Consider the following 13,184-nt stretch of genomic DNA (forward strand, 5'->3'; position numbering starts at 1 on the left):
TTGACTTCCAGCCACCTCGGCCGCAACGACGCGGCCTCGTCAGGGAGGCACCCCACATGAACGCAATGACGCGCCGCGTCGTCATAGGCACCGCGACGGTCTCCATGGCCCTCGCGCTGACCGCCTGCGGCAAGGCCGGAGAAGGCGAAGAGGGCAGCGGCGGCGACAGCAAGACCATCGGTCTGCTGCTCCCGGAGAACAAGACCACGCGCTACGAGACCTTCGACCGCCCGATCATCGAGGGCAAGATCAAGGAGCTGTGCTCCGACTGCGAGGTCAAGTACAACAACGCGGCCCAGGACACCGAGACCCAGAAGAAGCAGTTCGAGGCGCTGCTCACCGAGGGCGTCAAGGTGATCATCCTGGACTCCGTCGACTACAAGGCCACCAAGTCCTGGGTCAAGAAGGCCAAGGACCAGGGCGTGAAGGTCGTCGCGTACGACCGCCTCGCCGAGGGCCCGCTCGACGCGTATGTCTCGTACGACAACGAGAAGATCGGCCGCCTGCAGGGCGAGGGCCTGGTCAAGGCGCTCGGCGAGGACGCCGCCGAGGCGAACGTCGTGATGATCAACGGCTCGCCCACCGACCCGAACGCCCCGCTGTTCAAGAAGGGCGCCCACAGCGTCCTCGACAAGCAGGTCGGCAAGGTCGTCTACGAGCAGGACATCCCGGACTGGTCGCCGGACGAGGCCAACAAGAAGATGGCCGCCGCGATCGACTCCCTCGGCAAGGACGGCTTCGACGGCGTCTACTCCGCCAACGACGGCATGGCCGGCGGCATCATCACCGCCCTCGACAAGCGCGGCGTGAAGGTCCCCGTCGGCGGCCAGGACGCCGAACTCGCCGGTCTGCAGCGGATCCTGAGCGACAAGCAGTCGTTCACCATCTACAAGCAGATCAAGCCGGAGGCCGAGACCACCGCCGAGATCGCCGTCCGCCTGCTCCAGGGCAAGGACATCAAGGACCTCACGCCGACCAAGGTCGACTCGATCAGCGGCGAGTTCAAGGGCACCCCGGCGAAGCTGTACGACGCCCAGATCGTGACCAAGGCCGACATCGCCGGCACGATCCTCAAGGACAAGGTGTACAAGGCGAGCGAGATCTGCACGGCTGAGTTCAAGAAGGCGTGCGCTTCCGCGGGCATCAAGTAGTCGTCGTACGGCACCCGTTCACGGCTGAAGTCGGCTCGGGTGCCGTCGATCGCCCTGCGGGCTCGTCCTCAATCGCCGGACGGGCTCGATCTCGCACCCCCTGTGCGGGGCCCTCAGCGCGCCCCCTCGCGCGTACCCCCCTTGCACCATCCCCGCCGATCAGGCGGCGAAGGAGATGATTCACGTGTCCGCTACGCCCGTGCTGGCGTTGCGCGGAGTCTCCAAGCGGTTCGGTGCCGTCCAGGCACTCACGGACGTACACCTGGAGATCCACGCCGGTGAGGTGGTCGCCCTGGTCGGCGACAACGGCGCCGGCAAGTCGACCCTCGTCAAGACCATTTCGGGGGTCCACCCCATCGACGACGGCGCCATCGTCTGGGAGGGGCGGCCCGTCCGCGTCAACCGGCCGCAGGACGCCCAGAACCTCGGCGTCGCCACCGTCTACCAGGACCTGGCGCTCTGCGACAACCTCGACGTCGTCGCCAACCTGTTCCTCGGCAGCGAGCTGAAGCACGGCCCGGTCCTGGACGAGATCGCCATGGAGAAGCGGGCCAAGGAGCTCCTCGACACGCTCTCCATCCGCATCCCCAGCGTCCGCATCCCGGTCGCCGCGCTCTCCGGCGGCCAGCGGCAGGTCGTCGCGATCGCCCGCGCCCTCGTCGGCGACCCCAAGGTCGTCATCCTCGACGAGCCGACCGCGGCGCTCGGCGTCGAGCAGACCGCGCAGGTCCTCGACCTGGTCGAGCGGCTGCGCGAGCGCGGCCACGCCGTGATCCTGATCAGCCACAACATGGCCGACGTGCAGGCCGTCGCCGACCGCGTCGCGGTCCTTCGCCTGGGCCGCAACAACGGCGTCTTCGACGTCGCCGGCACCTCCCACGAGGAGATCATCGCCGCCATCACCGGCGCCACGGACAACGCCGTGACCCGCCGCAAGGCCCGTACGGCCGGCAACGGCGAGGACCGACAGGCCGCCGCGGACGGCACGTTCACGAAGGGGGACGCGAAGTGAGCGACCTCACCAAGAAGCCCGCCGGGACGGACGAGAAGCCCGCGGCGGCGGACGAGAAGCCTGTCTCGGTGAGCAAGGAGCCGGTGGCGACCGAGGCGAGCGCCGCACCCGTGCCCGCCGTGGACCCGCGCCTCCTCGTGCGCGAGCAGGGACTCAAGGGCTACTGGACGGAGTTCAGCCGGAAGATCCGCGGCGGCGAGCTGGGCTCCCTGCCCGTCGTCATCGGCCTGATCATCATCGCGATCGTCTTCCAGGCGCAGAACGACAAGTTCCTCTCCGCGAGCAGCCTCACCAACATCGCGGTCTTCACGTCCGGCCTCGGCATCATGGCCGTCGGCATCGTCTTCGTGCTGCTGCTCGGCGAGATCGACCTGTCCGTCGGCTCGGTCGCGGGCATGGGCGCCGCCGTGTGGGCGGTCCTGAACGTCTCCAACGGCTGGGGCGACTGGACGTCCGTCCTGGTGGCCGTCCTGTCCGGCCTGGTCATCGGCGCCCTGCACGGCTTCTTCTTCGCGAAGATCGGCGTGCCCGCGTTCGTCGTCACCCTCGCCGGCTTCCTCGGCTGGAGCGGTCTGCAGATCTGGCTGATGGGCAACGAGGGCAGCATCAACGCGCCCTCCGGCGGCGTCGTCGAGAACCTCACCGGCTACTTCTTCGAGGACAAGGCCGCCGCGTACGGCCTGGCCGCGATCGCCATCGCCGCGTACGCCGGTTCGCTGCTGCTCGACACCAAGCGCCGCAAGAGCGCCGGGCTGCCGTCCCGGCCGGTCAGCGAGATCGCGCTGCGCACGGCGGTCGTCGCGGTCCTGGTGCTCGTCGCCGCGTACGTCCTGAACGAGCTGCCCGGCTCCCGCGGGCTGCCGCTCGCGCTCGTGCTGTTCCTGGCCGTCCTCGTGATCGCGGACTTCGTGGCCCGGCGCACCACCTTCGGCCGGCAGGTCTTCGCGGTCGGCGGCAGCGCGGAGGCGGCCCGCCGCGCCGGCATCAACGTCGACCGGATCCGCATCACGGTCTTCGCGATCTCCGGCATGCTCGCCGCGTTCGGCGGCCTCTTCATCGCCTCGCTCTCCGGCGGCGCGACGAAGAACCTGGGCTCCGGCAACACCCTGATGCTGGTCATCGCCGCGGCCGTCATCGGCGGCACGAGCCTCTTCGGCGGGCGCGGCAAGGTGTGGTCCGCGCTCCTCGGCATGCTCGTGCTCCAGGCCATCCAGCAGGGCCTGAACCTGCTCGGCATGGCCAGCGAGATCCAGTTCATGATCACCGGCGCGGTGCTGCTCGCCGCGGTCGTGATCGACTCGGTCTCCCGGCGTACGCAGAAGACCGCGGGCCGCGCGTAACGCGCACCCCCCGGGGCTCCGGCCCCGGGACCCCGCCCCGTGCCCGGCACCCATCCCCCTGGTGCCGGGCACCCGCCTGTCCGCATACGGTCGGGTGCATGACGTACCGCCCCACGGGTGACCCCACCCGACGGCGGGCACCGCGGGCGGAACATTAGACTCGACAGACCCGGCACAAGCTCGAAACAGCTCGACCGAACCACAGAACCTAGGAGGCACGGGTGGGCCTGCTGACCCGTATCAAGGGGCCGCGCGATCTGGACAGGCTCAGCCACGAGCAGCTGGACGAGCTCGCGGCCGAGATCCGTGGCTTCCTCGTCGACGCGGTCTCCAAGACCGGCGGCCACCTGGGCCCGAACCTGGGCGTGGTCGAGCTCACCATCGCCATGCACCGCGTGTTCGACTCGCCGAAGGACAAGGTCCTCTTCGACACCGGCCACCAGAGCTATGTGCACAAGCTGCTCACCGGCCGTCAGGACTTCTCCAAGCTGAAGATGAAGGGCGGCCTCTCCGGCTACCCCTCGCAGGCCGAGTCCGAGCACGACGTCATCGAGAACTCGCACGCCTCGACCGTCCTCGGCTGGGCCGACGGCCTCGCCAAGGCCAACGAGCTGCGCAAGAAGAACGACCACGTGGTGGCCGTCATCGGTGACGGCGCGCTCACCGGCGGCATGGCCTGGGAGGCGCTCAACAACATCGCCGCCGCCAAGGACCGCCCGCTCGTCATCGTCGTCAACGACAACGAGCGCTCGTACGCCCCCACCATCGGCGGCCTCGCCAACCACCTGGCCACCCTGCGCACCACCGACGGGTACGAGCGGTTCCTCGCCCGCGGCAAGGACATCCTGGAGCGCACCCCGGTCGTCGGGAAGCCGCTCTACGAGACGCTGCACGGCGCCAAGAAGGGCCTGAAGGACTTCATCGCCCCGCAGGGCATGTTCGAGGACCTCGGCCTGAAGTACGTCGGCCCGATCGACGGCCACGACATCGAGGCCCTGGAGTCCGCCCTGCAGCGCGCCAAGCGCTTCGGCGGCCCCGTCATCGTGCACTGCCTCACCGAGAAGGGCCGCGGCTACAAGCCCGCCCTGGACGACGAGGCGGACCGCTTCCACGCCGTCGGCAAGATCCACCCCGACACGGGCCTGCCGATCTCGTCGTCCGGCCTCGACTGGACGTCCGTGTTCGGCGAGGAGATGGTCAAGCTCGGCCACGAGCGCGAGGACATCGTCGCGATCACGGCGGCCATGCTGCAGCCGGTCGGCCTGGACAAGTTCTCCAAGGCCTTCCCGGAGCGCGTGTACGACGTCGGCATCGCCGAGCAGCACGGCGCGGTCAGCGCGGCCGGCCTCGCCCACGGCGGCCTGCACCCGGTCTTCGCCGTGTACGCCACGTTCCTGAACCGCGCCTTCGACCAGCTCCTGATGGACGTGGCCCTGCACAAGTGCGGCGTCACCTTCGTCCTGGACCGCGCCGGCATCACCGGCACCGACGGCGCCTCGCACAACGGCATGTGGGACATGTCGATCCTGCAGTGCGTGCCCGACCTGCGCATCGCCGCCCCGCGCGACGCCGACCAGGTCCGGATGCAGCTGCGCGAGGCCGTCGCCGTCGAGGACGCCCCGACCGTGGTCCGCTTCTCCAAGGGCGCCGTCGGCCCGGCCGTCAAGGCGGTCGGCAAGGTCGGCGGCATGGACGTGCTGCGCACGCCCGGCGCCGACAAGCCGGACGTCCTGCTCGTCTCCGTGGGCGCCCTCGCGCCGATGTGCCTGGAGATCGCCGACCTCCTCGACAAGCAGGGCATCAGCACCACCGTCGTCGACCCGCGCTGGGTCAAGCCGGTCGACGAGGCGCTCGCCCCGCTCGCCGAGCAGCACCGCGTCGTCGTCACCGTCGAGGACAACTCCCGCGCGGGCGGCGTCGGTTCGGCCGTCGCGCAGGCCCTCAGGGACGCCGGTGTGGACGTGCCGCTGCGCGACTTCGGCATCCCGCCGCGGTTCCTCGACCACGCCTCGCGCAAGGAGGTCATGGCGGAGATCGGCCTCACGGCCCCCGACATCGCCCGCCAGGTCACCGGCCTCGTCGCGAAGCTCGACGGGCGGTTCGACAGCCCGGCGGCCAACGGCAGCAACGCCGTCGAGCCCGCCCGCGACTGACCCGCACGGGACGCCGACGGGGCCCGCACAGGCCCCGTCAGAGACAGCTCCCCAGCACGGAACGGCGCCGTCCGCAAGGCGTCATCAGGCCCGGTCCGGCCGCCCTCCTACGGGTGGCCGGGCCGGGTCTTTCGTGTGAAACTCCTTGCCATCCGGGCATACGGGCACAGACACGCCGCGCAGGTTTCGGTCATGGCGAGCATCGTCAGCAAGGGAGCAGGCCCGTGAGCAGCAGCACACCTCCACCCTCAGGCGGACTCTTCCGCACCAAGACGGTCGAGCAGTCGATCCAGGACACCGAGGAACCGGAGCACGCACTCAAGAAGTCGCTGTCCTGGTGGGACCTGACGGTCTTCGGCGTCGGCGTCATCATCGGCACCGGCATCTTCGTCCTCACCGGCAAGGTGGCGAAGGAGAACGCGGGCCCGGCGACCGCCCTGGCGTTCGTCGCCGCGGGCATCGTCTGCGCCCTGGCCGCGCTGTGCTACGCGGAGTTCGCGTCGACCGTGCCCGTCGCCGGTTCGGCGTACACCTTCGCGTACGCGTCCATCGGCGAGCTCCCCGCCTGGATCATCGGCTGGGACCTGGTCCTGGAGTTCGCGCTCGGCACGGCGGTGGTCGCGGTCGGCTGGTCCGGCTATGTGCGCTCGCTGATGGACAACGCCGGCTGGCACCTACCCGTGTCACTCGAAGGGCCGGACGTGCCAGGGGGCACCTTCGACATCCTGGCGTTCCTGCTCGTCCTCGTCCTGACCGTGATCCTGGTCCTCGGCATGAAGCTGTCCGCCCGGTTCACCGCCCTGGTCGTGGCGATCAAGGTCACCGTCGTCATGATCGTCATCGTGGCCGGCCTGTTCTTCATCGTCGGCGACAACTACAAGCCGTTCATCCCCGACCCGGTGACCCCGGAGGCCGGCGGCGGCTGGGAGACCGCCCCGCTGGTGCAGTTGATGTTCGGCTACGAGCCCACCAACTTCGGCGTGATGGGCATCTTCACCGCCGCGTCCATCGTCTTCTTCGCCTTCATCGGCTTCGACGTGGTCGCCACCGCCGCCGAGGAGACCAAGCTCCCGCAGCGCGACATGCCCCGCGGCATCCTCGGCTCGCTGTTCATCTGCACCGTGCTGTACGTGGCGGTGGCGCTGGTCGTCACCGGAATGCAGCACTACACGAAACTGTCCGTCAGCGCCCCGCTGGCCGACGCCTTCAAGGACGTCGGGCATCCGTTCTACGCGGGCGTCATCAGCTTCGGCGCCGCCGTCGGCCTCACGACGGTCTGTCTGATCCTGCTGCTCGGCCAGACCCGCGTGTTCTTCGCGATGAGCCGGGACGGTCTCCTTCCGCGGTTCTTCTCCGTCACGCACCCGAAGTTCGGCACCCCGTACCGGCCGACCATCCTGCTGGGCGTGGTCATCGCCGTCATCGCCGGCTTCACCAGCATCAACGAGCTGGCGACGCTGGTGAACATCGGCACCCTGTTCGCGTTCGTGGTCGTCGCGTTCGGCGTGATGGTGCTCCGCCGCACCCGCCCCGACCTGCACCGCTCCTTCCGCACCCCGTGGGTTCCGGTGCTGCCGGTCCTCTCCATCGCCGCGTCGCTGTGGCTGATGCTGAACCTGCCGGGCGAGACCTGGGTGCGGTTCGGCGCATGGATGCTCCTCGGCGTCGTCGTGTACTTCCTGTACGGCCGCAGGCACAGCCGTCTGGGCAAGGCGATCTCGGGCAGGGACGTGCAGCAGCCGCTCTGATCCCACCCGCGTTCCGGTTGAGGGGCGGGGAGTTCACGGGGCGTGCGGCGCCCGAGCGGCCACCGCACGCCCCGTGAACTCCCCGCCCCTCAACACCCCACCCCCCAGCGCCAGATACCTTGGCGCCCATGCCCGCCGAGCCGCGCTCCGACGACCCGCCCCGCAGCACACCCACGCTGCCCCAGCAGCGCGGCGAACCGGGGGCGGTGCGTCCGGCGCCCGCGCGGGCGGCCAGGACCGCGTACTGGCCGCGTCTCGTCGCCGCCCTCGCGCTGCTCGCGCTCCTCACCCGCCTCCCGTCGTTCCGGCTGAAGCTGTGGAACCCCGACGAGGGCTTCCTCGCCGTCCAGGCCCGCATGCTGGCCGACGGCGGCGAGTTGTACGAGACGGTCGTCGACCGCAAACCCCCGCTCCTGCCCTGGCTCTACCAGGGCGCGTTCGCGGTGTTCGGCGACGACTCGCTGCTGCCGCTGAAGATCCTCGCCGTCCTCGCGCACCTCGCGACCGCCGTGCTGCTCGCCTCCCTCGCCCGGCGCCGCTGGGGCGACAGCGCGGGCCGCACCGCGGGCGTCCTGTACCTGTTCCTCTCGGTCGGGCTGAACCCCGAGGACACGCAGGCCGCCACCTTCGAGGTCTTCATGCTCCCGGCGACCGCAGCCGCCGTATGGTGCGCCGACCGCCGCCGTTGGGCCTGCTGCGGCCTGGCCGTCGCCGCCGCGGTCCTCGCCAAGCAGACCGGCGGCGCCGTCCTCCTGCCCGTCCTGTGGATGCTCTGGCGCTCCCGCCCCCGCACCGGCCCCGGCTCCGGCCTCCGCACCGGCCCCGGCTCCGGCCCCCGCACCGGCCCCGGCTCCCGCTTCCGCCCCCGCCGGGCCGACGTGCTGCGGCTCGCGGCCGGCGCGGTGCTGCCGGTCCTCGCCGCCGCGCTCGCCACCGACCCGCGCGGCTTCCTGTTCTGGACGGTCACCGGCTCGGGCGCGTACGCCTCCTTCACCGGCTCCGAACTGCACGTACTGTCACGGGCGTTGACCAACGCCGCGCTGCTCGCCGTGGCCTGCGCCGGGCTGCTCCCGGCCGTCGTGCGAGTGCTGCGGATCGCCCGCACCGGGGCCGCCGAGCTGTGGCTGTGGCTCGGCGCGTCCGCCGCCGCCGTCTGCGTCGGCTTCCACTTCTTCGGCCACTACTACCTCCAACTGGTGCCCGCCCTGGCCCTGTTGGGCACCGCCGCCCTGCAGAGCCTGCCGCGCGACTGGACACCGGCGACGCTCACCACGTCCGCGCTCGCCTGCGCCCTCTTCCTCGCCTGGGGGTTTCTGGCGCCGCGCCCCGACCTCGCGCACGCACAGCGGGTCGCCCACGCGATCGGCAACGCCACGGGCCCCGAAGACCGCGTCCTCGTCTGGGGCATGCACCCCGAGACGTACTGGCTCGCCGACCGCACCCCCGCCACCCGGTACCTCACCGCCGGGTTCCTCACCAACTACAGCGGCGGCCGCAACGGCCCGCAGGTCGGCGAGAAGTACGCGGTCGACGGGGCCTGGGACGTGTTCCGCGCCGAGCTGGCCGCCGACCCGCCCGCCCTGATCGTCGACGACTCCCGCGGCAAGCCGTACGCCCCCGACGCCCTGCCCACGCTCAAGGCCCTGCTCGCCGCCGGGTACGAGCGGACCGCGGAGGTCGAGGACGCGGTGATCTACCGCCGGGTCGGGTAGACCGTCCGCGGCCCCACGCACACCGCGCCCAACTCGCCGACCCTGCGCCGCAGTTCACGGTCGGCGGTCACCACCACGGTGACGTCCGCCGCGGCCTCGGCGACCAGCTCCACGATCCGGTCGTCCCCGCTCGCCGGCGCCGCGTCCACCCGTACGCCCGGCACGGACTCCACACCGCGCGCCGCGCCCTCCACGACGAGCACCACGTCGAGCGGACCGGGATGTCCGTCGACGCCCGTCTCCGCGTACGCCACGAGCCCGTCCCGCAGCCGCTCGGCCGCACCCCGCCGGTCCCGCCACCACCCGTCCGGCACGGAACCCACGGTGTTGGCGGCGTCGACGACGAGCAGAGTGCGCATGGACCGACCCTCTCACGCACCACTGCCCCCGACGCCGACAAGGCACCGGGGGCAGCCGTACGAGAAAGAAGCAGAGTTACGCGGGCACGCTCGCCACGCCCTGCTCCAGGAACCGCTTGCCGTTGACGCGCTCGGAGACGCCCTCACGGTCCAGGTACGGCGTGATGCCGCCCAGGTGGAAGGGCCAGCCGGCGCCGGTGATCAGGCACAGGTCGATGTCCTGCGCCTCGGCGACGACGCCCTCGTCGAGCATCAGGCCGATCTCCTGCGCCACGGCGTCGAGCACGCGGTCGCGGACCTGCTCTTCCGTCAGGACGCTGTCGCCCTGCTTGAGGAGGGCCTGGACCTCGGGGTCGAGCTCCGGCTTGCCGCTGTCGTAGACGTAGAAGCCGCGCTTGCCGGCGTCCACGACGGCCTTCAGGTTCGGGGAGACCTTGAAGCGCTCCGGGAAGGCGCGGTTCAGCGTCTCGGAGACGTGCAGGCCGATCGCCGGGCCGACGAGCTCCAGGAGCACCAGCGGCGACATCGGCAGGCCGAGCGGCTCGACGGCCTTCTCGGCGACGTCGACCGGGGTGCCCTCGTCGATGACGTTCTGCACCTCGCCCATGAAGCGGGTCAGGATGCGGTTGACGACGAACGCCGGGGCGTCCTTCACCAGCACCGCGGTCTTCTTCAGCTTCTTGGCGACACCGAAGGCGGTGGCCAGGGAGGCGTCGTCGGTCTGCTCGCCGCGGACGATCTCCAGGAGCGGCAGCACGGCGACCGGGTTGAAGAAGTGGAAGCCGACGACCCGCTCGGGGTGCTTCAGCTTCGACGCCATCTCGGTGACCGACAGCGAGGAGGTGTTGGTCGCGAGGATCGCGTGCGCCGGGGCGACGGCCTCGACCTCGGCGAACACCTGCTGCTTGACGCCGATCTCCTCGAAGACGGCCTCGATGACGAAGTCGGCGTCGGAGAAGCCCTCGGCCTTGTCGAGCACACCGGTGACCAGGGCCTTGAGGCGGTTGGCCTTGTCCTGGTTGATGCGGCCCTTGCCGAGCAGCTTGTCGATCTCGGCGTGGACGTAGCCCACACCCTTGTCGACGCGCTCCTGGTCGATGTCGGTCAGCACGACCGGCACCTCCAGGCGGCGCAGGAACAGCAGCGCGAGCTGGCTGGCCATCAGACCGGCGCCGACGACGCCGACCTTGCTGACCGGACGCGCCAGGTTCTTGTCCGGGGCGCCCGCGGGCCGCTTGCCGCGCTTCTGCACCAGGTTGAACGCGTAGAGCCCGGCGCGCAGTTCACCGCCCATGATGAGGTCGGCGAGCGCCTGGTCCTCGGCGTCGAACCCAGCCTGCAGGTCGCCGTCCTTGGCCGCGGCGATGATGTCGAGCGCGCGGTACGCGGCCGGGGCGGCGCCGTGCACCTTGCCGTCCGCGATGAAGCGGCCCTTGGCGACGGCCTGGTCCCAGGCCTCGCCACGGTCCACCTCGGGGCGCTCCACCTTGACGTCGCCCTTGAGGACCTTCGCGGTCCAAAGCAGCGACTGCTCAAGGAAGTCGGCGCCCTCGAAGATCGCGTCGGCGATGCCGAGCTCGAAGACCTGCTTGCCCTTGAGCTGACGGTTCTGGTTCAGCGAGTTCTCGATGATGACCTGGACGGCGTTCTCGGCGCCGATCAGGTTCGGCAGCAGCGCGCAGCCGCCCCAGCCGGGCACCAGGCCGAGGAAGACCTCGGGCAGCGAGAACGCGGGCAGCGCCTTGGACACGGTGCGGTAGGTGCAGTGCAGACCGACCTCGACACCGCCGCCCATGGCCGCGCCGTTGTAGTACGCGAAGGTCGGCACGGCCAGCGCGGACAGGCGCTTGAAGACGTCGTGCCCGCCCTTGCCGATGGCCAGCGCGTCCGAGTGCTGCTTCAGCAGCTCGACGCCCTTGAGGTCGGCGCCGACGGCGAAGATGAACGGCTTGCCGGTGAGGCCGACGCCGACGATGTCCCCGGCCTTGGCCTCCGCCTCGACCTGGTCCACGGCCGCGTTCAGGTTCGCGAGCGACTGCGGGCCGAAGGTGGTCGGCTTGGTGTGGTCCAGGCCGTTGTCCAGCGTGATGAGGGCGAACCGGCCCGCGCCGTACGGCAGGTCGAGGTGGCGTACGTGCGCCTGCGTCACGACCTCGTCGGGGAACAGCTCGGCCGCGCCCTTGAGGAGCTCAGCGGTGGTGGTGCTCACTTGTCGCCTCCGGCGTCCTTGTGGTGCGGGTTCTCCCAGATGACCGTGGCGCCCATGCCGAAGCCGACGCACATGGTCGTGAGGCCGTAACGGACCTCCGGCTGCTCCTCGAACTGCCGCGCCAGCTGCGTCATCAGACGCACACCGGAGGAGGCGAGGGGGTGGCCGAACGCGATGGCGCCGCCGTACTGGTTGACGCGCGCGTCGTCGTCGGCGATGCCGTAGTGCTCCAGGAACGCGAGCACCTGCACGGCGAAGGCCTCGTTGATCTCGAACAGGCCGATGTCACCGATGCCGAGGCCCGCCTTGGCGAGCGCCTTCTCGGTCGCCGGGATCGGGCCGTAACCCATGACCTCCGGCTCGACGCCCGCGAAGGCGTACGACACGAGGCGCATCTTGACCGGCAGGTTGTTCTCGCGCGCGAAGTCCTCGGAGGCGATCAGCGAGGCGGTGGCGCCGTCGTTCAGACCCGCGGCGTTGCCGGCGGTGACGCGACCGTGCGTACGGAACGGCGTCTTCAGCCCGGCCAGGTTCTCCAGCGTGGTGCCCGGACGCATCGGCTCGTCGGCGGTCGCGAGCCCCCAACCGGTCTCACCCGCCTCCTCGTTGGTCCGCCGTACGGAGATCGGCACGAGGTCGGCCTGGATCTTGCCGTCGGCGTACGCCTTGGCGGCCTTCTCCTGCGAGCGCACGGCGTACTCGTCGGCGCGCTGCTTGGTGATGCTCGGGTAGCGGTCGTGCAGGTTCTCGGCGGTCATGCCCATGAACAGCGCCGACTCGTCGACCAGCTTCTCGCTGACGAACCGCGGGTTCGGGTCGACGCCCTCCCCCATGGGGTGGCGGCCCATGTGCTCGACACCACCGGCGACGGCGATGTCGTACGCGCCGAAGGCGACCGAACCGGCGACCGAGGTCACGGCGGTCAGGGCGCCCGCGCACATGCGGTCGATGGAGTAACCGGGCACGGACTGCGGAAGGCCGGCGAGGATGCCTGCGGTCCGCCCGATGGTCAGACCCTGGTCACCGATCTGGGTGGTCGCGGCGATGGCGACCTCGTCGATCTTGGCGGGGTCGAGGTTCGGGTTGCGGCGCAGCAGCTCCCGGATGGACTTCACGACGAGATCGTCGGCGCGGGTCTCGTGGTAGATGCCCTTCGGGCCCGCCTTGCCGAACGGGGTGCGGACGCCGTCGACGAAGACGACGTCCCTGACGGTACGAGGCACGATGGCTCTCCTCCAGGGGTGCGGGATCGCTGCCGCTGGGCGTGCTCCGGCGGCTACACGGCTCATGCTACTTGCCGGTAACCAAGCAGAACAGGCCCCCCGCCCGGAGCGGCGAAGGTCACACTCCGTACGGGTGCAAGCGGCTGCGCCGTGCCTTGTCGGGAGACGGCGCACGAAGTGCCCGTCTCAGGGGCGCGGGGAACTGCGCGAGCAACCACAACGGCGGGGAAGCCGAACAGCCGCACCGCCCGCCCGGACCCGGAAACGCCGAAGCGCC

Annotated in this window: 9 protein-coding genes; 6 read left to right on the top strand and 3 right to left on the bottom strand. The window is 70.6% G+C overall.

Going from position 1 to position 13,184, the window contains the following annotated elements; translation table 11 throughout:
• Window positions 1–56: 56 nt before the first annotated feature.
• The 6 genes from ACIDOF_RS30665 (at window position 57) to ACIDOF_RS30690 (ending at window position 9,116) form a co-directional block, all read left to right on the top strand.
• Window positions 57–1,151, top strand: coding sequence for a substrate-binding domain-containing protein (locus ACIDOF_RS30665; RefSeq protein ID WP_409009423.1), 1,095 nt, complete (start codon window positions 57–59; stop codon window positions 1,149–1,151).
• 175 nt (window positions 1,152–1,326) lie between these two features.
• A complete protein-coding gene (locus tag ACIDOF_RS30670; protein WP_409009424.1) occupies window positions 1,327–2,163 on the top strand; it encodes an ATP-binding cassette domain-containing protein in 837 nt (278 codons plus the stop codon).
• Window positions 2,160–3,503: a sugar ABC transporter permease gene (locus ACIDOF_RS30675; RefSeq protein ID WP_409009425.1), complete on the top strand. Its 1,344-nt coding sequence runs from the start codon at window positions 2,160–2,162 to the stop codon at window positions 3,501–3,503. The genes ACIDOF_RS30670 and ACIDOF_RS30675 overlap by 4 nt, the downstream gene beginning before the upstream one ends.
• A 221-nt stretch (window positions 3,504–3,724) precedes the next feature.
• Window positions 3,725–5,656 carry a 1-deoxy-D-xylulose-5-phosphate synthase gene (gene dxs, locus ACIDOF_RS30680; RefSeq protein ID WP_409009426.1) on the top strand — a complete coding sequence of 644 codons (1,932 nt, stop codon included), beginning with the start codon at window positions 3,725–3,727 and terminating at the stop codon, window positions 5,654–5,656.
• Between the two features lie 224 nt (window positions 5,657–5,880).
• Complete coding sequence (locus ACIDOF_RS30685; RefSeq protein ID WP_409009427.1) at window positions 5,881–7,404, top strand: amino acid permease; 1,524 nt, start codon at window positions 5,881–5,883, stop codon at window positions 7,402–7,404.
• A gap of 128 nt (window positions 7,405–7,532) precedes the next feature.
• Window positions 7,533–9,116 (top strand): ArnT family glycosyltransferase, encoded by a 1,584-nt coding sequence (locus ACIDOF_RS30690; RefSeq protein ID WP_409009428.1) that lies wholly within the window; start codon window positions 7,533–7,535, stop codon window positions 9,114–9,116.
• On the opposite strand, the gene ACIDOF_RS30695 is transcribed toward ACIDOF_RS30690, so the two are convergent.
• The 3 genes from ACIDOF_RS30695 to ACIDOF_RS30705 all read right to left on the bottom strand — a co-directional run bounded on the left by ACIDOF_RS30695 (window position 9,098) and on the right by ACIDOF_RS30705 (window position 12,907).
• Complete coding sequence (locus ACIDOF_RS30695; protein WP_409009429.1) at window positions 9,098–9,475, bottom strand: NTP pyrophosphohydrolase; 378 nt, start codon at window positions 9,473–9,475, stop codon at window positions 9,098–9,100. The two genes, ACIDOF_RS30690 and ACIDOF_RS30695, sit on opposite strands and share 19 nt — an antisense overlap.
• Before the next feature lie 76 nt (window positions 9,476–9,551).
• Window positions 9,552–11,684 (bottom strand): 3-hydroxyacyl-CoA dehydrogenase NAD-binding domain-containing protein, encoded by a 2,133-nt coding sequence (locus tag ACIDOF_RS30700; RefSeq protein ID WP_409009430.1) that lies wholly within the window; start codon window positions 11,682–11,684, stop codon window positions 9,552–9,554.
• Entirely contained in the window at window positions 11,681–12,907 is a 1,227-nt protein-coding gene (locus ACIDOF_RS30705; RefSeq protein WP_409009431.1) for a thiolase family protein, read from the bottom strand. Before ACIDOF_RS30705 ends, ACIDOF_RS30700 begins: the two co-directional genes overlap by 4 nt.
• Window positions 12,908–13,184: the final 277 nt, after the last annotated feature.

The sequence above is a fragment of the Streptomyces sp. Da 82-17 genome (genome assembly GCF_046098215.1).
In the GTDB taxonomy this organism is placed as follows: domain Bacteria; phylum Actinomycetota; class Actinomycetes; order Streptomycetales; family Streptomycetaceae; genus Streptomyces.